Below are 19,916 nucleotides of genomic sequence, written 5' to 3' on the forward strand. Positions count from 1 at the left end.
CGGGCGAGGGCACCGGCGGCGACAGCCCCGAACCCTCCGGGGCACCCAGCCCGCCCCCCGCCCCCCCCCCCCCCCCCCCGGGGGGGGGCCCCCCCCCCCCCCCCCCCCCCCCCCCCGCCACGTTTGTCTCAGCCGGGCCCGCGAACGCTCGCCGGGACCGCCCGGCATCGTCCGCTCGCGGGTTCCCCACGCGTCCCCTCCTCTTGACGTGTTGATTGCCGTCCTAAAACATTCGGGAAGCTCGATTGGTTCTGCGCGGTTCTGTTCGCTCCCGAAGGGAATCCATGTCCAGCAGACATCGCCTCACCCGGACGGCACTGGCGGTCACCACCCCCTTGGCTCTCGGCGCGGGCCTCGTGACCGTGCCTACCGCCGCCGCCGCTGCCGCGGACCCGCCGGCGAGCGCGGTCACGGTCCGGATCGACCCGTCCTACCGGCAGCAGGAGTTCGAGGGGTGGGGGACGAGCCTCGTCTGGTTCGCCAACATCACCGGCCGCTACCCCGAACCCATTCGGCAGAAGCTCGCCGACATGCTGTTCGGCGAGGACGGCCTCCGCCTCAACATCGCGCGCTACAACATCGGCGGCGGCAACGCCCCCGACGTCCGCAAGGACTACATGAAGACCGGCGCGACGATGGACGGCTTCTGGAAGGCACCCGAGGGCACCACCAGGCAGGACACCGACTGGTGGAACCCCGACGACCCCGAGCACTGGGACTGGTCCGCCGACGCCGGCCAGCGCTGGTGGGTGGACCGCGTCAAGAACAAGGTGACCCGCTGGGAGGCGTTCAGCAACTCCCCGCCCTGGTTCCAGACCGTCAGCGGCTACGTCTCCGGCGGCTTCGACGCCAACACCGACCAGATACGGGCCGACCGCGTCGACGACTTCGCCACCTACCTGGTCAAGGTGACCGAGCACCTGGAGAAGAAGCACCGCATCGACTTCGACACCATCGCCCCGCTCAACGAGCCCAACACCAATTACTGGGGCACCCAGATCGGCCCGGACGGCCAGCCCACCGGCGGCCGACAGGAGGGCGCGCATGCCGGCCCCGAACTCCAGCAGAAGGTCGTCCTGGCCCTGCAACGCGCGCTGGAGAAGGCAAGGACCCGCGCCAAGATCTCCGCGATGGACGAGACCAACCCCAGCACCTTCGTCCGCAACTGGAACGCCTACGACAGCTCCGCCCGGGCCGCCGTCGACCAACTCAACGTGCACACCTACGGCACCGGCATGCGCACCAGCGCCCGCGACAGCGCCAAGGCCGCGGACCGGCCGTTCTGGATGAGCGAGGTCGAAGGCACCTGGGGGACCGGCACCGACTTCACCGGCATGGAACCGGGGCTCGGCATCGCCACCCGGGTCGTCGAGGACATCCGTGAACTGGAGCCGTCCGCCTGGGTGTTGTGGCAGCCGATCGAGGACTCCATCCCCCAGGCGCAGGCCGGCAAGAACTGGGGCAGCATCCACATCCCGTTCAACTGCACCGCCCAGGACACCCTGCGGACCTGCCCGATCAAGGCCAACACCAAGTTCCACACCCTGCGCAACTTCACCCACCACATCCGCCCCGGCGACCACTTCGTCAGGTCCGACGATCCCTCCAGCGTCGCCGCCGTACGCAAGTCCGGCCGCGGAGCGACAGTGGTGCACGTCAACAACGGCACGACCCCGCGCGCGGTGAGCCTGGACCTGTCGAAGTTCCGGCGGGTCGCCCGCGGCGCCACCGTGACCCCCGTGGTGACCAGCAACGACGGCGCACTCGTCCGCGGCACGCCCGTGCAGGTCCAGGACGGCTCCGCCACCGTGACCGTCCCCGCCAAGTCCGTGACCACCCTCCTCGTCGACGGTGTGTCCGGAACCGCGAAGGACGCCGCGCTCGTCCAGCCCGGCCACGTCTACCGTCTCCGGGGCGCCCAGAGCGGCAAGTCCCTGGCACCGTCCGCCGAGGGCGACGGCGTCGTCGTGCGCACGGCCGACCCGGCCGCCACGTCCCAGCTCTGGTCCGTGCAGCGGCTGACGCGCGGCAACGGCAACCGCGAACGCTACGCCCTCGTCAACGCCGCCGACGGCAGGCGCCTCGCCGTACGCGACAACGAGGCCGTACTCGAAGAGGGGGAGGACACCCCGGCCGCACGCTGGATCATGTCCACCACCGGGGACGGCAGTTGGACCTTCGTCAACGCCGCGACGGGCCGTCTTCTCGACGTCGTCGGCCAGTCGACGGCTGACGGCGCCCGGGTCTCGGCCCTCCTGCCGACCTCCAGCGCCAACCAGCGCTGGGGCGTGACCGACGAGACGGTGCTCCGTACGCAGCCGGCCACGGCGTTCACCGTCCCCGGGCGCGCCCCCGAACTGCCGGGGACCGTGCGGCCCGTCTTCCGTGACGGCGCCAGGGGCGCGCTGCCGGTCGAGTGGACGCTGCCCTCCGCGTCACGCTGGCGCACCCCCGGAACGGTACGGGTGAAGGGCAGGGCCACCGACGCTCTCGGCCGCACCGTGCCGGCCGAGGCGGTGGTCACCGTGGACACCATCGCCTCCACCCTCCCGGCCCGCGCCAAGACCTGGACCGGAGGGCGGCCGGACCTGCCCGCCACGGTCACCGGCGTAGGACGGCACGGCGGAACCGCCGACCTCCCGGTCACCTGGGACCCCGCCGCCGAGGGCGCGTTCGACGACACCGGCGTGGTGACCCTGCGCGGCACCGCCCGGGTCCCCGGCGGGGCCACGGCCGCGGCGAGCGTACGCGTCCAGGTCACCGCACCCCGGGAGACCGACGCCGCGCGCGACGAGGGCGTGACGGTCGGCGCGACCTACACCGAGAGCGGGTACTCCGCCGAGGGCCTGCGCAACGGCACCACGTCCGAGAAGGCATGGTCGAACTGGCGGTCCGGCACGAAGAACCCCTCCGACACCATCACCTTCACCCTGCCGGAGGCACGCGACCTGACCCGGGTCGTCACCCACTTCCACCGCGACGGCACCAACGTCAGCTTCGCGGAGTCCCTCAAGGTGCAGGTGCGCGGCACCGACGGCACCTGGTCCGACGCGAGCGACCAGGTGGCCGTCGGCACCGAGGGCGCACCCGTGGTCGACGTCCCGGTACGTGCGACCGGCCCGGCGACGGGTGTGCGCGTGGTCATGACGGCCCGCCCGGGCGGCTACATCACCCTCGGGGAGATCGAGGTGCACGCCAAGGCGCCGGGTGCTTCCGCCGACGCGGCGGCGGCGTCGATCGAGGTGGACGGCACGGCTGTCCGCGGCTTCGACCCGGACCGGACGAGCTACCGGGTGGCGGTCGACCGTCCCGGCCCGGCCGAGATCACCGCCACGCCGCGTGACCCCTACGCGAAGGTGACGGTCGAAGAGGACGCGTCCGGGGGCCAGAGGGCCCACATCGTCTCCGTGACGAGCGAAGACGGTTCGCGGTCACGGGAGTACAGGATCGAGCTGACCCGCCGGTGACACACGAAAGCGCGGGGCCCGCACGCCCCGCGCTTTCGTCTTCCGGGGTCAGACCGCCGGGGCCGGGTACGTCGGGTACTCCACGCCGGAGACGTGCTGCACGACGCGGATGACCTGGCACGAGTAGCCGAACTCGTTGTCGTACCACAGGTAGAGGATCGCGTTGTCGCCGTCGACCTTGGTGGCGCCGGCGTCGACGATCGAGGCGTGGCGCGAGCCGATGAAGTCGCTGGAGACCGCGTCGGGAGCCGTGGTGAAGTCGATCTGGCGCTTGAGCGGCGAGGTCAGGGAGACGTCGCGGAGGTGGTCGAGGACCTCCTCGCGGGTGGTCTCACGGCCGAGCCGCAGGCTGAGGATCGCGATCGAGACGTCCGGGACCGGGACGCGGATCGAGCTGCCGGTGATCGGCGCCTTGAGGTCGGGCAGCGCCTTGGCGACGGCGGAGGCGGCACCGGTCTCGGTGATCACCATGTTGAGCGGCGCGGACCGGCCTCGGCGGTCGGCCTTGTGGTAGTTGTCCAGCAGGTTCTGGTCGTTGGTGAACGAGTGAACGGTCTCCACGTGGCCGCGCTGGACCCCGAACTCGTCGTCCATCGCCTTCAGCGGCGGCACGATCGCGTTCGTGGTGCAGGACGCGCAGGACAGGATCTGCTCGTCCGGCTTGATCGTGTCGTGGTTGACGCCGTGCACGATGTTGGGGACGTCGCCCTTGCCGGGCGCGGTCAGCACGACCTTGTCGATACCGGGGCGCAGGTGCTGGGACAGGCCCTCGCGGTCGCGCCACTTGCCGGTGTTGTCGATGAGGATGGCGTCCTTGATGCCGTACGCCGTGTAGTCGACCTCGGACGGGTCGTTCGCGTAGATGACCTTGATCGCGTTGCCGTTGGCGACGATCGTGCTGTTCGCCTCGTCGACGGTGATCGTGCCCTGGAACTGGCCGTGGATGGAGTCACGGCGCAGCAGCGAGGCGCGCTTGACGATGTCCTGCTCCCCACCGCCGCGCACGACGATGGCCCGCAGCCGCAGACCGTTGCCCGAACCGGACTTCTCGATGAGGAGCCGGGCGACGAGCCGGCCGATGCGGCCGAAACCGTAGAGGACGACGTCCCGGCCCTCGCGGCGCTCGATCTTGTTGGCGCCCGTGGCACCGGCGACGGCCTCGGCGGTGAACTCCGCGACCGACAGACCGCGGTCGTCCTCGCGGTACGTCGCGGCGAGCATGCCGATGTCGATCTGGGACGGCCCGAGGTCCAGCTCGGCGAGCGTCTTCAGGAACGGCAGCGTCTCGGTGACCGAGAGCTCCGCGCCGGCGATCTGACGGGCGAACCGGTGGGTCTTGAGGATGCTGACCACCGACTTGTTCACCAGGGAGCGGCTGTGCAGCAGGACCGTCACGTCCCGCTCCCGGTGCAGCTTCCCGATGATCGGGATCATCGACTCCGCGATCTCCTCGCGGTTCTTCCAGTTGGTGAACGAGTCGTCGTTGACAGTCACGAGTCCATCTTTCGAGCTAGGCGGCGCTCATATGTTAAACCGTCGATTTCCTGATCTTGAAGGGGGTGCCTCCGATGCGTTCCGCGGGCCTCTCCGCGCGCCCCTCGGGGCAGGGCCTGAGAGGATCGAAAGCGGATCTTCCGCGCGAAAGGGGCGTTCATGGACTACGACTCCGTCGCCGACGAGCTGTACGCCCTGCGCCCGGAGGAGTTCACCGCCGCCCGTGCCTCCGCCATGGCCTCCGCCCGGACCGCCGGTGACCGGGAACTCGCCGAGCGGATCCGTACGTTGCGCAAGCCCAGCCTCGCCGCCTGGGTGAGCAACCTCTTGGTCCGCAGCAGCCCCGGGGAGGTCGAGCCCCTGCTGCGCCTGGGGGAGGGGCTGCGCCAGGCCCACCAGGACCTGGACGGCGCGCAGCTGCGCGAGCTGAGCCGGCGGCAGCACGCGCTCATCCGCGCCCTGTCCGTGCAGGCCCGGCAGCTCGCCGAGGAGGCCGGACATCCGATCGGCGAGAGCGTGCAGCGCGAGGTCGAGAACACCCTGCACGCCGTCCTGGCCGACCCGGAGGCCGCGCAGGCCTGGGCGAGCGGCCGTCTGGCCAAGCCGCTGAGCGCGGCCGTCGGCTTCCCCGCCGTCGCCGAGGGCGCCCGGCCGAAGCGCCCCGCACCCGCCCCGCCTCCCTCCCGCCCGGGCAACAAGGCCGGTGACAAGAAGGCCGGTGACAAGAAGGCCCGTGAGCAGCAACGGCGCCGGCTCGCCCAGGCCCGCGAGGACGCCGAAGCCGCCGAGCGCGAGCTGGGCCGGCAGCGGGACGAGGCGGCGGCCGCGGGCCGGGAGGCGGCGCAGGCGCACCAGCGGATGGAGGATCTCCAGCGGCGCGTGGAGGAGCTGACCGCCGAGCTGGAACGCGCCAGGAACGAACACCAGCAGGCCCGCTTCGCCGAGCGAACGGCCCGGGAACGGGCGCGCACAGCCGACCGCCGGGTCCGCGAGGCCGGCCGTAAGGCCGCCACGGCCGCCAGCCAGCTGGAACGCCTGACCTCGTCGGACGCCTGATCCCCGGACCGGCACGGCGATGCGCGACGCCCGGCGCCCGTCGGAGCGCGATCATGGCTGCTGTGACCGACCTCACAGGGGCCCAGTAAGCCGTCCCACAAAGCCTCACACGCACGACACCAAAATTGAACCGTTCGTTTTCTTGAACCAATCGTGTTTATGGGGCTAGGTTGGCCGCATGACCGCATCCGGGAACCCGACCACCGCCGAGGAACTCCGCGGTGCCGGCCTGAGGGTGACGGCCGCCCGCGTCGCGCTGCTCGAGGCCGTGCGGGACGGTGACCACCTCGGCGCAGAGGCCATCGCCTCCGAGGTGCGCGGCCGCGTGGGCCACATCTCCGTCCAGGCCGTCTACGAGGGGCTGCACGCACTCACCGCGGCGGGACTCATACGCCGCCTCGACCCACCCGGCAGCCCGGCCCTCTACGAGGGGCGCGTCGGCGACAACCACCACCACCTCGTGTGCCGGTCGTGCGGAGCCGTCGCCGACGTCGACTGCGCGGTCGGCCACGCCCCCTGTCTGACCGCGTCCGACGACCGCGGCTTCGCCGTCGACGAGGCCGAGGTCATCTACTGGGGCCTGTGCCCCACCTGCTCCACCGCCCGCAGTTCCTGAGCACGTGATCCACCCGAGCACCGTGATCCACCCCGTCCGGAAGGATTTCCATGACTGAGAACCACGACGCGATCGTCACCGACCCGAAGTCGGAGGAGGCGGGAGGCGGTTGCCCCGTGGCCCACGGCCGCGCTCTGCACCCGACCCAGGGTGGCGGAAACCGCCAGTGGTGGCCCGAGCGCCTCAACCTGAAGATCCTCGCCAAGAACCCCGAGGTGGCCAACCCCCTCGGTGAGGGCTTCGACTACGCAGAGGCGTTCCAGGCCCTCGACCTCGCGGCCGTGAAACGCGACATCGCCGAGGTGCTCACCACCTCGCAGGACTGGTGGCCGGCCGACTTCGACAACTACGGGCCCCTGATGGTCCGTATGGCCTGGCACAGCGCCGGCACCTACCGGATCAGCGACGGCCGCGGCGGCGCCGGTGCGGGTCAGCAGCGCTTCGCCCCGCTCAACAGCTGGCCGGACAACGGCAACCTCGACAAGGCCCGCCGTCTGCTGTGGCCCGTGAAGAAGAAGTACGGCCAGAGCATCTCCTGGGCCGACCTCATGATCCTCACCGGCAACGTCGCCCTGGAGCAGATGGGCTTCGAGACCTTCGGCTTCGCCGGCGGCCGCGAGGACGTGTGGGAGTCCGAGGAGGACGTCTACTGGGGCCCCGAGACCACCTGGCTCGACGACAAGCGCTACACCGGTGACCGCGAGCTGGAGAACCCGCTCGGCGCCGTCCAGATGGGCCTCATCTACGTCAACCCCGAGGGCCCGAACGGCAACCCGGACCCGATCGCCGCGGCCCGCGACATCCGTGAGACGTTCCGCCGCATGGCGATGAACGACGAGGAGACCGTCGCCCTGATCGCCGGCGGCCACACTTTCGGCAAGACCCACGGAGCGGGCCCCGCCGACCATGTCGGCGCCGACCCCGAGGCCGCCTCCATGGAGGAGCAGGGTCTGGGCTGGCGCAGCACGTACGGCACCGGCAAGGGCGGCGACGCCATCACCTCCGGCCTCGAAGTCACCTGGACCAGCACGCCCACCCAGTGGAGCAACGGCTTCTTCAAGAACCTCTTCGAGTTCGAGTACGAGCTGGAGCAGAGCCCGGCCGGCGCCAACCAGTGGGTGGCCAAGGACGCCCCGGAGATCGTGCCCGACGCGCACGACCCGTCGAAGAAGCACCGTCCGAAGATGCTCACCACCGACCTGGCGCTGCGCTTCGACCCGATCTACGAGCCCATCTCCCGCCGGTTCTACGAGAACCCCGACCAGTTCGCGGACGCCTTCGCCCGCGCCTGGTTCAAGCTGACCCACCGTGACATGGGCCCGAAGTCGCTGTACCTCGGCCCGGAGGTCCCGCAGGAGACCCTGCTCTGGCAGGACCCGCTGCCCGAGGCCGAGGGCGAGCAGATCGACGCCGAGGACATCAAGGTCCTCAAGACCAGGCTCCTGGAGTCGGGTCTGAGCGTCTCCCAGCTGGTGTCCACCGCGTGGGCCTCCGCCTCCACCTTCCGCGGCAGCGACAAGCGCGGCGGTGCCAACGGCGCCCGGATCCGTCTTGAGCCGCAGCGCGGCTGGGAGGTCAACGAGCCCGACGAGCTGGCCCAGGTCCTGCGTGTCCTGGAGGGCGTCCAGCAGGAGTTCAACGCCGGCTCCGGCGCCAAGAAGGTCTCCCTGGCCGACCTGATCGTCCTCGGTGGCTCCGCCGCCGTCGAGAAGGCCGCCAAGGAAGCCGGTTTCCAGGTGGAGGTCCCCTTCGCCGCGGGCCGTGTGGACGCGACGCAGGAGCACACCGACGCCGAGTCGTTCGAGGCGCTCGAGCCGACCGCCGACGGGTTCCGCAACTACCTCGGCAAGGGCAACCGCCTGCCGGCCGAGTACCTGCTGCTCGACAAGGCGAACCTGCTCACCCTGAGCGCCCCCGAGATGACCGTCCTGGTCGGCGGCCTGCGGGTGCTGGGCGCCAACCACCAGCAGACCCAGCTCGGTGCCCTCACCACGACGCCCGGCTCGCTGACGAACGACTTCTTCGTCAACCTGCTCGACCTGGGCATCACCTGGAAGTCGACCTCCGAGGACCAGACCACGTTCGAGGGCCGCGACGCCGCCACGGGCGAGGTCAAGTGGGCCGGCTCGCGCGCCGACCTGGTCTTCGGCTCGAACTCCGAGCTGCGCGCGCTCGCCGAGGTCTACGCGAGCGACGACGCGAAGGAGAAGTTCGTGAACGACTTCGTCGCCGCGTGGGTCAAGGTCATGAACCTGGACCGGTTCGACCTGGTCTGATGACCCCCGCATGAGGAGAACGCCCGGGCCGGGAGGCCCGGGCGTTCCGCTGGTTGCCTGAGGGATCGTCAAAAAGCGTTCAAGGTAAGAACATCACTTACCCAACTCTCACCATGAAACGGCAAGGACCGCGACCGTGCCGCGACCCGGGCATACGTTCGGGCTGTGAACACAGATTCCCCTGCCCACAGAGGCGCCGGCCGTGCACCGCACCCCCTCGCCGGTCCACGGCCCACCACCGGCGGCACCGGCCGCCGCACCCTCCTGCGCACCGCCCTGACCGGGGCCGCAGCCCTCGGCGCGGGCCTCGGCGCCGCCGGGCCGGCCACCGCCGCCGCCCCGAGCCGGGAAACACCCACGCGGCCCGGCACCCCCGACGAAGCCTTGAACGAACTGGCCGCGGGCAACCGCCGCTGGCGCGCCTTCCGGGAACGTCACCCGCACGAGAACCCCGCGATGCGACGGGAGTTGGCCACCGGCCAGCACCCCTTCGCGGTCGTGCTCGGCTGCATCGACTCGCGTGTGCCCCCGGAACTGGTCTTCGACCAGGGCCTGGGGGACCTGATGACCGTGCGCACGGCCGGTGAGGTCCTGGACGAGGCCGTGCTCGGCAGCGTCGCCTACGGCGTCCTGGAACTCGGCATCCCGCTGGTCGTCGTCCTCGGTCACCAGTCGTGCGGCGCGGTGCGAGCCGCTGTCGAGGCGGAGCAGTCCGGGGAGCACCTGCCCGCCCACATGCAGTACCTCGTCGACCAGATACGCCCGGCCATAGACCACGGTCAGGCAGGCGACGCCCGGATCGACGCGACCGTGAGCGCCAACGTCCGGCTCGTGCGTTCCCGGCTGGCCGCGGAGCCCGAACTCGCCGCAAGGGTTGGCACCGGCAAGCTGGCGATCGTCGGCGCCCGCTACGAACTGACGACCCAGGCCGTCCACCGCCTGGCCTGAGAACCCGCCCGGTCCGCTGTACGCGACAGCGGACCGGGCCGTCCGTCACGCCCGCAGCGGATTGAACCGGGCCGCCGCCATCAGGTACCAGGCGGTCGCCCCGGTGTGCCGGTAGGGGTAGTAGCCGAAGCCGAAACCGGTATCCAGCGGACTGCTCGCGGACACCACGCCGGACTGCCCGGGAAGCGCCTTGCCTCCCACGGTCTGACCACCGCCCAGCAGTTCCTGCGCCCGCTCGGTCGAGGCGAGCAGACGCCGGGCACGTGCCTCGTCACCCCGGGCCCCGCGCTCACGCAGGGCGAGGGCGAGATGAGCCGTCCCTTCGAACCAGACGCCGTTTCGGTCGGGCCTGGGCTGGCCCTGTGCGATCGGCGCGTCCTCGTTCGCGAGCAGACTCGCCGAACTGAAGGTGACCCCCTCGTACGACTGCCCGGCGGGCACGGTACTGTTCGGGCGCCCGGAGTGGTCACGTACGGCCAGCTCGGCCGCGGCCCAGTCCAGCGAGCCGGAGTGGCCGCGGGTGCGCGAGCCCAGTGCGAGGTACGTCCAGGTCTGGGTGTCCTCGGGGATCGGCGACTTGTTGACCGTCACGCCGTCGTTGGTGCCGGTGTAGAAGAAGCCCCCGGACGGCTCCCACATCCGCTGCACGAAGGCCTCGGCCCGCGCACGCCGCTCCCGCCACACCCGGTCGCCGGTGAGCCTGGCGAGCCGGCCGAAGAGACAGATCAGATCGGTGTTGTGCTCGGTCGAGGTGAACGGCAGCTTCTGATCCGCCCCGTCGACGCCGAACTTGTAGCCGCCGAGGGGCTCGTCGGTCCGGCCGGTCCGCTCGATCCACTCGCCGATCCGCACGGCACCGGCGAGGAAGCGGCGCGCTCCGGTACGACGGGCCAGGGCGCCGAGCGCGATGCCCGCCCAGGCCATGTCGCCGACGGCCGTGCCGGTGAAGCCGAACTGCGTACCGACGTTGGCGGTGCCGTCCGCCCGCACGAAGCCGTCGGGCTGGAGCGAGCCGTCGTAGAAGGTGTACGGCCCGACGTTGTAGGCCTGCCGGAGCCTGCCGTCGTCGTGGGCCGGGTCGTGGTCCTGGGCGTAGAGCAGCGCGTCGCCCAGCGCCTCGGCCCTGGTCAGGCCGGCTTCGGTCCGGGCCGCGAGGTGGGCCAGGACGGCGAGGGCGTTGTCGTAGGTGAACGCGGTGCTGAACAGGCCGGCCTGGTCGGCGTAGCTCTGCGTCAGGCGGATGCCCCCGTGGTCGGGGTAGGCGTCCATGGCGGCGGCGAGAAAGGCGTGCCCCCGGGCCGGGCCGGATGCGGGGCGCGCTCGGGGAGAGCCGGCCGCGAAGGCCTGCCCCGGGCCGGCGGCGGAGAGCCCCGCGGCACTGATGCCGAGTCCGGCACCGATGAGCGAACGCCGGCTGAGCGCCGGGCCTTGTCTGCCTGTCATGGATCTCCCTTGAGAGCGCTCTCAATCAATGCGCGCTCATTGTGCTGGCGCTCCCGGTCGGGGTCAACGCCTGGTTCACGAGGGAGAGTTGCGGAGGGCGAGGGACGAAGGGTGGATCACTCGCAGACGATCTCGTCACGCGGTGCGTAGTGCGTGCGGTACGGCTCCCGCTTCACTTCGCGGCCGTCGTCGTAGAAGACCCTCTCCACGGTGACGTCGAACCCCTCGAGCGGTGTCTGGGGCACGCATTCCTTGTCGTCGCTGACCTTCTTCCGCGGCTTCTTCACCTCGGTCCGCGGGCCCGTCACCGACTTGATCTCGTCGTACTTGCGGGTGCCGAGGAAGGAGACGGTCACGGAGGTGTCCGTGGACTCGGCCTGGATGTAGAGGGCCTTGCCGGAGTCGTTGGTGAACCGCAGATCCAGGCTGCCCCAGGCGACCGTCGCCTCGCGGCCCTCCGGGTAGCGCTCGATGTAGAAGGAGTGCGCTCCGTGCTCCACGGGCTTGACCCCGGCGAAGAACAGCGCGTTGTACACGGTCGTCGCCACCGAGGAGACGCCGCCCCCGGCCGCCTTGGCGAACTTGTCGTCGAGGATGATGATGCCGTCCATGAAGCCGTTGGCCTCGGTGCGCTCCCCGACGGTCCGGTTGAAACTCCACGTCTCGTCGGGCCCGACGACGGAGCCGTTGATGAGTTCCACAGCCCGGCCGATGTTCTTCGTGCGGTACTCGGCCGGTTCGAAGTGGACGGTGAACGAGGACATCTTCTCCGTCAGCCCCAGCTCAGCGGCGTTCTCGCGGGTCACCTCCGGCTGGGTCCGGCGCACCTCCACCTCGCCGCTGCGGGCGGCGCCCGACTTGCCGAGCAGCGGTAGCACGGCCTTGCCCAGCGCCTTGTCGGTGACCGACCGGCCCACCGTGGCGTCCTCGGTCACCACGGCCTTGTCGCCCTCCGGTCGCAGCTTCGCGTTCTCGGCGGTCGTGGTGATGTCGTCCAGCGGTCCCGCCACGGAGGGCTCGGCGCGCAGCCCCTTCGCGTCGAGCTCCGGTCTCAGTTCACCGCCCGCGTCCGGTCGCATGGTCAGATGCTCACCCAGTGCGTCCTGGCCGACCGCGAACCGCCTGCCTGCCGCGGTGAGCGTCACGGGGCCCGACATGGCCGGCTCCGCGAAGGTGCGCACCGCCCGCCGCACCTCGTCGGCCGTGACCTTCGGCCGCGTCTCACGGGTGGGCAGGGGAGTGGGCGCGCGGGTGCCGCCCAGGAAGGAGTCGCGCAGCGGCTCGACCGAGGCGTTCACGTCCAGGGCGTATCCCGTTCGCGCCGTGACGGTCTTCACCCGACCGTCGTCGAAGGTGACGCCGCCGTCCCGGACCTTCTGGTCGAGGTCCTTCGCCAGCTGTCCGAGGGCCGCCCGGGCCTTGCCCTCGTCAAGGCGGACGGCTGGCTCGATCTGGCCGCCCGAGCGGAAGAGGCCGCCGAACACGCTGAACGGATCGGCGCCGGTGCGCGCCGCCCGGTCGACGGTCTCCTGGACGTCGTAGGAGAGGCCCGCGTCCTCGGGGTCGACCGTGCCCGTGCGGTCGCCGACCGTCACGGGGAGGTCCCGCGCGCCGGCCGCGCCCAGATCCCGTTCCAATGTCCGCACCGCCTCCGCGCGGCTGAGCCCCCCGATCTCCACCCCGCGCACGGTCGTACCGGAGTCGATCTCCCCACCCGTGAGGAGCAGCCCGGCGAGATACAGACCGCCGACCCCTACGGCCAGCGCGCCGCCGACGAGGGCGACGGACGGGAGGGAGGTGACGCGCGGCAGGGAGGCTGTGCGGGGGCGCATGGGTCTCCTGAAGATCGATATGAGGGTGCACCCGAAGACGCGACGATGCGCGGGCAAACACATCAAGCTATCCACACATCGAGGGCAAAGCGGTATGGCCCAGACCACTTATGTCCGAGATCATTCCGGAATCGACCGTACCGGCCCGGTCGCCGGACACGGCCACAGAGTGGTAACGACGAACAACGAAGCGGGCGTTGGCGCGGTCTACGCCACCATGAAGATCTCTTTCCTGATTCACAACGCCTACGGAATCGGAGGCACGATCACCACCACGTTCAACCTGGCCGGCGCCCTGGCGGAGCGGCACGACGTGGAGATCGTGTCCGCGTTACGGCACCGCGAACACCCGAACCTCGTCCTCGATCCCCGGGTGCGGCTGCGGGCGCTGGTCGACCTGCGCAAGGAGGCGGACCATCCGTTGCATCAGAGGCCGGCCAAGGTGTTCCCGGCCGCCGAGTACCGCCACCGCCAGTACAGCGAGCTGACCGACCAGCGCATCGGCGAGTGCCTCGCAGCCCTCGACACGGACGTCGTCATCGGCACCCGCCCGGGGCTCAACGTGCACATCGCCCGCCAGGCCCCCCAGCACGTCCTGCGCGTCGGCCAGGAGCACCTCACGCTCGACAACCACTCGCCGCGACTGCGCACCGTCCTGCGCCGCGCCTACCGCCGCCTCGACGTGATCACCACGGTCACGGAAGCGGACGCCGCCGCCTACCGCCGCAAGATGTGGCTGCCCGGCGTCCATGTGGAGGCCCTCCCGAACAGCGTCCCCGACCCCGTCCTGCCGCCCGCCGACAGCACCGCGAAGGTGGTGATCGCCGCGGGCCGCCTGGTCCCCGTCAAGCGCTACGACCTCCTCATCGAGGCGTTCGCCCGGGTCGCCGCCGCGCACCCGGACTGGCAGCTGCGCATCTACGGCAAGGGCGAGGAGCAGCCCAGGCTCCGCGAGCTCATCGAGCGGCTCCGGCTGTGGAACAACGTGTTCCTGATGGGGGCCGCCACCCCCATGGAGGCCGAGTGGGCCAAGGGCTCGATCGGCGCGGCCGCGTCCAACTTCGAGCCGTTCGGCATGACCATCGTCGAGGCCATGCGCTGCGGACTGCCCGTCGTCAGCACCGACTGCCCCTACGGCCCCGGCGAGATCATCCAGGACGGAGCCGACGGCCGACTCGTACCGGTCGGGGACCGCGACGCACTCGCCGCGGCCCTGCTCGAACTGGTGGGCGACGACGAGCGCCGCCGCCGCATGAGCCGGGCCGCCCTGGACAACGCGCGCCGCTTCGCCCCCGGCCCCGTCGTCGCCCAGGCCGAACGTCTGCTGGAGACCGCCGCCGCGGCCAGGAGTACCGGCCGCACGGCCGCCCCGCGGGGCCACCGCGCGCAGAGCGCCCTGGCCGGCCGGGGCCATGCCGCCCGTGACGCCGCCCACGCGGCAGCCACCGGTGTACTGCGCTCGATACGAAAGGGACGCCGATGAACACGCCGGAAGACCGGACGACCCGCCCGCACGAGGACACCGTGCCGGGCATGCCGCACGAGGGCGCGATGCCGGAATCGCCGCGCCGAGGCGCTGCGCCGCGTACACCGGCGCAAGGCACGCCGGACGCGCGGCACGAGGGCGCGATGCCGCAGACGCCGAGCCAAGGCGCTGCGCCGCGTGAGGGCACGACGCCGGGTGCGTCGGAGAGCCCGGCGGCGAGCACGGCGCCCGACACCCCCGAGACGCAGCTGCGCGCCGACTGCGCGATCGACACGGACGGCCGGATCACCTTCCGCGTGCCGCCGACCTCGGCCGCGCACCCCCGGCTGCTTCTGCTGCTGCGGCCCAAGAAGGGGCGGCCCGAGACGACTCGTCACGTCCTCGACCTGGAACCCGACCGGGCCGACGGCCATCGGCACGCCGTACTGGAACCGCACCCGGCCCTCGACGAAGGACGCTGGGACGTGTACCTCCTGCCCGAGCCGGGAGCCGAACGCCGGCGGCTGCGTCCCGGCCTGCGGGACCTGCGCGCCCTCGTCGACGGGCACCTGCGCGACCGCCCCTCGCCGGTCGCGGTCAGGATCCCGTACGCCACGAAGGACGGCTTCCTCGCGCTCAGGGTGTGGCGGCGCACCGCCCACGCGGAGACCCGCACGATCGACGTCATCGACCGGGCCGTGACGGTCACGGCCCGCCTCCACGGTGCCGATCTCCACGAGGACGCCACCGTGCGTCTGCGTCTGCGAGGCACCGACACCGTACGAACCGTCCACCCGCGGCTCGACGACGACGGCCGGGGCTTCTCCTTCACGGCCGGCCCCGGGGAGCTGACGGACGACGGCGGGGGAGCGGCCCGGATCTGGGACGTCTTCGTCCGCCCCACCTCCGAGGCAGCGCCGATCAGGGTCGGCCGGCTGCTCGACGACGTGGCGGACCGCAAGCACGTGTACGTCTACCCGGCGCTCGAGGCGGACGGATCCAGCCTGCGCCCCTACTACACCGTCGACAACGACCTCGCGATAGAGGTGACGTAAGACCGATTCGCCGATATGCCCGAAATGAAAATCCCTGGAGTTCCGGGATGGTCGTTTCGGTGGTGCGCCGCGACAGCCATGTGTGGATTTTGTGCAAAGCGGCGGCAAATGGGGGGAGGGGCTCGTTCTCAACAGCCGCAAACCGGAAGGGGACTTGCGGCTATAACCAAAGTCAAGTACCTAGATGAATCATGAACTTGTTCAACCGCGTTGTGCCGTCCCGTCGGCCGGCACCGCTCCCCCCACAGCGCTCCGTCGGCGCATCGGCATCCCCCACCGCCGTGCTGCCGGACCCCAACCTGACGAATCTGTCGGGTGAATGGGTCGTCGACCCCGCACACAGCAGGATCGGCTTCTCCGTCCGGCACGCCATGGTGACCACCGTGCGCGGTTGTTTCCTGGAGTACGAAAGCCGGCTGTACTTCGACGCGCACGACCCCACACGGTCACGGGCCGACATCACGCTGTTCACCTCCAGTGTCGACACCGGGGTGGAGCAACGCGACGCGCACCTGGTCGGCCGTGACTTCCTCGACGCCGTGACCTATCCGCGGATGCGCTTCACCAGCACGGCGGTGGAGCAGACGGGCGCCGACCTGTTCAGCATGTCGGGCGAGCTGACCATCAAAGGCGTCACGCGGCCCGTCGTACTCGACATGACCTATATCGGAAGTGTCACCGACCCCTTCGGCTATGACCGGGTCGGCTTCGACGGCACCACCACCATCAACCGCTCGGACTGGGGCCTGACGTACAACAGCAGGCTGGCCGAGGGCGGTGCGATGGTGAGCGAGAAGGTGCGTCTGCAACTCGACATCGCTGCCATCCGGACACCGACGGGCGGCTGACCGCCCCGGGGCGGTCAGGGGCGCCTCACGGCGCGGCGTCGGCCCCGGCCACGACCCGGAACGTGGCCGGGCCGAGCGTGAGCACCCCGTCGCTCAGGGGCGTGCACCGCACACCGCCCCGGCCGCGCAGGGCGCGCTGTGCGCCGGGGCCGATGGTCACGTCCATCCACGCGCAGGGCCGGGCGGGACGCTTCACGGCGAACAGCACCGGCCCGGTGCCGCAGTCGAGCGAGATCGTCGCCCCGACGCAGGCGTCGATGTCGACACCCCTGAGCAGGATGTTCCGGCGGGTGTGCCGCAGGTCGGCGTCCTCGGGGAGGTTCTCCGAGGCCATGATGGTCACCGCCGCGTTCCGATGGGCGGGCCGCGCGTAGTAGCGGTCCCCGACCAGTCCCAGCTCACGGCGTACCTCCACCCGGGTGACGCGCTCGTCGGACGGGCCGGGGGACGGCCCGTCGGACGGCCGCCCGGCCAGCCGGTGCGCGGGTGACACCAGGAGTTGCAGTACCTCCACCTCGGCCATGACGCTCACCCTACGTCCGGGTAACGGCCGTCGACGCCCAGCCCGTCACTCCTCCTGCCGTCGCCCGGGCCCGCCGTCCTCCACGGGGGCCCGGCCGTCCGCGACCTCGCCCGCGGTGAGGTGCTCCAGGACCTCGACCAGTTCCTGGCAGGCGCGCTCCACGGAACGCCGCGTGTAGATCTGCTCGGTGATCACGGCCGACAGGATCAGGGCGGTGAGCGCCATCGCCCCGTTGAAGGCCTGCAGCTTCATCATCACCTCGACCCGGCTCAGCCGTTCGAAGGGCCCGACCCGGTCGGTCGCCGCCACCGTGGTCATGACCGAGGCGAACAGGGCGCACAGCAAGCTGCCGGCCAGCTGGAACCGCAGAGCCGCCCAGATCAGCAGGGGATAGACGAGGAACAGCAGACTGACCGAGCTGCGCGCGGCCAGCGGCACGAGGCAGCAGGCGATGACCGCGAGCCCCGCGGCCTCCTTCCAGCGCGCCAGCGGCAGCGGCAGGCGCACGCGGGACAGCAGGAGCAGGACGGGCGTGACGATCAGCACGCCCATCGCGTCGCCCACCCACCAGGCCAGCCACACCGCCCAGAAGCCCGGCCACTCGATCCTGCCCGTGGCGATCAGGATTCCGGCGCCGGTGGTCGAGCTGATCAGCATGGCGGCGAAGGCGCCCAGGAACACCAGCGCGAGACCGTCCCGCAGCCGCGCGAGGTCGGTGCGGAAACCCGCCCGGCGCAGCAGCAGGTACCCGGCGACGGGGGCGGCCGTGTTGCCCGCCAGGACGGCGAGTGCCGAGGGCGTCAGGGAGGTGAGGGACAGGATGATGAAGAGGGCGCCCAGGGCGATTCCGGGCCAGCAGCGCAGCCCGAGGATGAGCAGGCAGGCGACCGAGACGCCGGTGGGGGGCCAGATGGGGGTGACGACCGCCCCCTCGACGACCAGTTCCCGCAGCAGCCCCAGCCGGCCGGACACGTAATAGCAGGCGGCGACGGCCAGCGTCTGCAGAGCGATGACGACCGGCGTACGCAGATCCTGGCTACCCACCACAGCAGCCATGAGACACCGGGGCCGCCGCCTCTGCGAGGCGGGAGCGGGTGTCGTGCGGCCCTATGGCTGAGCGTCCGGCCCGTCGAGGCCGACCACCAGGACGGCCGCGTCGTCGTCGTGCCCCACCCGCTCGGCACCCTTGATCACGGCTGCCGCGAGCGCGTCCACGTCCATGCCCGCCACCGCCGCGATGCCCGCGAGGCGCGTCACCTGGTCGAGTCCCTCCTCCAGCCGCATCGAGGGCCCCTCCACGACGCCGTCCGTGAGCAGCACGAACACACCACCCGCCGTGAGCTCGTACCGGGTCACCGGATACCGGGTCCCCGCCTGTACCCCGAGGGGCGGCCCGCCCTCGTCCTCGGTGACGCCGGACTTCCCGTCCGGCGTGGCCCAGACGCAGGGCAGGTGCCCGGCCCGCGCGCTCTCCAGCACGCCGGCGCGCGGGTCGAGCCGCATGAACGTGCAGGTGGCGAACAGGTCGGAGCCCAAGGACAGCAGCAGATCGTTGGTCCGCGCCAGCACCTCGCCCGGATCGCTGGTGACCGAGGCGAGCGCCCGCAGTCCGGCCCGCACCTGCCCCATGAAGGCCGCGGCCTCGATGTTGTGGCCCTGGACGTCACCGATGGACAGACCGATCCGGCCGTCGCCCAGGGTGAAGGCGTCGTACCAGTCACCGCCCACGTTGAGGCCCTGGCAGGCGGGTGTGTACCGCACGGCCAGGTGCAGCCGGCGCGCGAGGGGCAGGTCCCGCGGCAGCATGCCGCGCTGCAGCGCGATCGCCAGTTCGACCCGGGACCGCTGCATCTCGGCCTGCGCACGCGCCTGCGCCGTCAGGGCCCCGAGCCGGGTCAGCAGCTCGTCGCCGTCGTCCGTCGTGCCGGTGCGGGACATTGATCACTCCGGCGAGGATGGCCACGGTAGGTGACGACCCGAGAAGGCAAATCACCTGATTTACGTCCATAGGATGATACTCAGGCCATGGCCTTCGCGACGACTTCACGACCTCCGGCAGCCCTCACCGCGCTTCCCGCCCCGCCTCGGAATCCGTACACCGTCCCATCGCCGCCAGCACGAACGTCACGCTGATGAGCAACGCCCAGGCCCCGAACTTCTCCACCCCCACCGGCTCCCAGCCGTGCTGCTGATACGGGTAGCGCCACGCCCCGACCAAGGTCGCCAGGTTCTCCGCCACCCACAGGAAGAACCCGATCAGCACGAACGACAGCGCCAGCGGCATCCGTCGGCGCACCCCGCGCACCGTGAACCGCACCCGCGTCCCCAGGGTCACGGCCACGAGCAGCCCGGCCAGTACCCAGCGCACGTCGGGCAGCCAGTGGTGGCTGAAGAAGTTGACGTAGACGGCCGCCGCGACCACGGCCGTCGCACGCGGTCGATAGCGCTCCAGCCCCAGATCGAACAGATGCCAGGCCCGGCACACGTAGCTGCCCACAGCCGCGTACAGAAACCCGCCGTACAGCGGGACGCCGGCGAACTTCAGCACGGCCGGCTCCGGATAGCTCCAGGAGCCGAGTGACACCTTCACCAGCTCGAAGGCCAGACCGATCACATGGCAGACCGCGATGACGGCGACGTCCCTCCCGCTCTCCCAGCCGCGCGCCCAGAACACCAGGGTGAGCAGCACCCCGTAGACGACCAGCAGGTCGTACCGCGCCACGGGCAGGTGGGGCAGCAGTGCGGACACGGCCACGCCGGACAGCAGGGCGATGGCGAACGCGCAGGCCCGCGTCTGCGTCCAGGCGAAGGCGAGCAGCTGACGAACCGGTGCGGCGGGCAGGCCGGTGACGCTTTTGGGGATCATGGTGCCCTGTAGGACGGCCCCGGTGCG

Annotated in this window: 15 protein-coding genes; 8 read left to right on the forward strand and 7 right to left on the reverse strand. The window is 71.2% G+C overall.

Features of this window, described 5'->3' with window-relative positions; genetic code table 11:
* The first annotated feature begins 284 nt into the window (after window positions 1-284).
* Window positions 285-3,467, forward strand: a complete 3,183-nt coding sequence (locus tag ACFY9E_RS16065; protein ID WP_390983819.1) for an RICIN domain-containing protein — start codon at window positions 285-287, stop codon at window positions 3,465-3,467.
* 48 nt (window positions 3,468-3,515) lie between these two features.
* On the opposite strand, the gene ACFY9E_RS16070 is transcribed toward ACFY9E_RS16065, so the two are convergent.
* Complete coding sequence (locus ACFY9E_RS16070; RefSeq protein WP_390983821.1) at window positions 3,516-4,961, reverse strand: glyceraldehyde-3-phosphate dehydrogenase; 1,446 nt, start codon at window positions 4,959-4,961, stop codon at window positions 3,516-3,518.
* 159 nt (window positions 4,962-5,120) lie between these two features.
* Between ACFY9E_RS16070 and ACFY9E_RS16075 the strand changes: the two genes are divergently transcribed.
* The 4 genes from ACFY9E_RS16075 (at window position 5,121) to ACFY9E_RS16090 (ending at window position 9,857) form a co-directional block, all read left to right on the forward strand.
* On the forward strand, window positions 5,121-6,017 hold the full coding sequence (locus tag ACFY9E_RS16075; RefSeq protein ID WP_390983823.1) for a hypothetical protein: 897 nt from the start codon (window positions 5,121-5,123) through the stop codon (window positions 6,015-6,017).
* A gap of 178 nt (window positions 6,018-6,195) precedes the next feature.
* Window positions 6,196-6,633 (forward strand): transcriptional repressor, encoded by a 438-nt coding sequence (locus ACFY9E_RS16080; RefSeq protein WP_390983826.1) that lies wholly within the window; start codon window positions 6,196-6,198, stop codon window positions 6,631-6,633.
* Window positions 6,634-6,683: 50 nt separating this feature from the next.
* Window positions 6,684-8,909, forward strand: a complete 2,226-nt coding sequence (katG, locus tag ACFY9E_RS16085) for a catalase/peroxidase HPI (protein ID WP_390983828.1) — start codon at window positions 6,684-6,686, stop codon at window positions 8,907-8,909.
* A 165-nt stretch (window positions 8,910-9,074) separates the two neighbouring features.
* The gene (locus tag ACFY9E_RS16090) at window positions 9,075-9,857 is read left to right on the forward strand and encodes a carbonic anhydrase (protein WP_390983831.1); all 783 of its coding nucleotides are present in this window, start codon (window positions 9,075-9,077) and stop codon (window positions 9,855-9,857) included.
* A 45-nt stretch (window positions 9,858-9,902) separates the two neighbouring features.
* Here the strand turns inward: ACFY9E_RS16090 and ACFY9E_RS16095 are convergent, their stop codons facing one another.
* Together ACFY9E_RS16095 and ACFY9E_RS16100 are read right to left on the reverse strand one after the other, a co-directional pair.
* A complete protein-coding gene (locus ACFY9E_RS16095) occupies window positions 9,903-11,300 on the reverse strand; it encodes a Tat pathway signal sequence domain protein (protein WP_390983833.1) in 1,398 nt (465 codons plus the stop codon).
* Between the two features lie 116 nt (window positions 11,301-11,416).
* Complete coding sequence (locus ACFY9E_RS16100) at window positions 11,417-13,132, reverse strand: VanW family protein (protein ID WP_390983835.1); 1,716 nt, start codon at window positions 13,130-13,132, stop codon at window positions 11,417-11,419.
* A gap of 217 nt (window positions 13,133-13,349) precedes the next feature.
* On the opposite strand from ACFY9E_RS16100, the gene ACFY9E_RS16105 reads away from it, so the two are divergent.
* From ACFY9E_RS16105 to ACFY9E_RS16115, 3 genes are all read left to right on the forward strand, one after another.
* Window positions 13,350-14,615: a glycosyltransferase gene (locus ACFY9E_RS16105; protein WP_390983838.1), complete on the forward strand. Its 1,266-nt coding sequence runs from the start codon at window positions 13,350-13,352 to the stop codon at window positions 14,613-14,615.
* Window positions 14,612-15,652 (forward strand): transferase, encoded by a 1,041-nt coding sequence (locus ACFY9E_RS16110; RefSeq protein WP_390983840.1) that lies wholly within the window; start codon window positions 14,612-14,614, stop codon window positions 15,650-15,652. Before ACFY9E_RS16105 ends, ACFY9E_RS16110 begins: the two co-directional genes overlap by 4 nt.
* A 191-nt stretch (window positions 15,653-15,843) precedes the next feature.
* Entirely contained in the window at window positions 15,844-16,500 is a 657-nt protein-coding gene (locus tag ACFY9E_RS16115) for a YceI family protein (RefSeq protein ID WP_390983843.1), read from the forward strand.
* Between the two features lie 25 nt (window positions 16,501-16,525).
* Here ACFY9E_RS16115 and ACFY9E_RS16120 read toward each other — a convergent pair whose 3' ends face one another.
* The 4 genes from ACFY9E_RS16120 to ACFY9E_RS16135 form a co-directional block, all read right to left on the reverse strand.
* Entirely contained in the window at window positions 16,526-17,023 is a 498-nt protein-coding gene (locus tag ACFY9E_RS16120; RefSeq protein ID WP_390983846.1) for a molybdenum cofactor biosysynthesis protein, read from the reverse strand.
* 45 nt (window positions 17,024-17,068) lie between these two features.
* Window positions 17,069-18,070: an MASE1 domain-containing protein gene (locus ACFY9E_RS16125; RefSeq protein ID WP_390983849.1), complete on the reverse strand. Its 1,002-nt coding sequence runs from the start codon at window positions 18,068-18,070 to the stop codon at window positions 17,069-17,071.
* A gap of 60 nt (window positions 18,071-18,130) precedes the next feature.
* The gene (locus ACFY9E_RS16130) at window positions 18,131-18,961 is read right to left on the reverse strand and encodes a SpoIIE family protein phosphatase (RefSeq protein ID WP_390983852.1); all 831 of its coding nucleotides are present in this window, start codon (window positions 18,959-18,961) and stop codon (window positions 18,131-18,133) included.
* A 124-nt stretch (window positions 18,962-19,085) separates the two neighbouring features.
* Window positions 19,086-19,889, reverse strand: a complete 804-nt coding sequence (locus ACFY9E_RS16135; protein ID WP_390983855.1) for a DUF817 family protein — start codon at window positions 19,887-19,889, stop codon at window positions 19,086-19,088.
* Window positions 19,890-19,916: the final 27 nt, after the last annotated feature.

It is taken from the genome of Streptomyces sp. NPDC012466 (genome assembly GCF_042955215.1).
Lineage (GTDB): Bacteria > Actinomycetota > Actinomycetes > Streptomycetales > Streptomycetaceae > Streptomyces.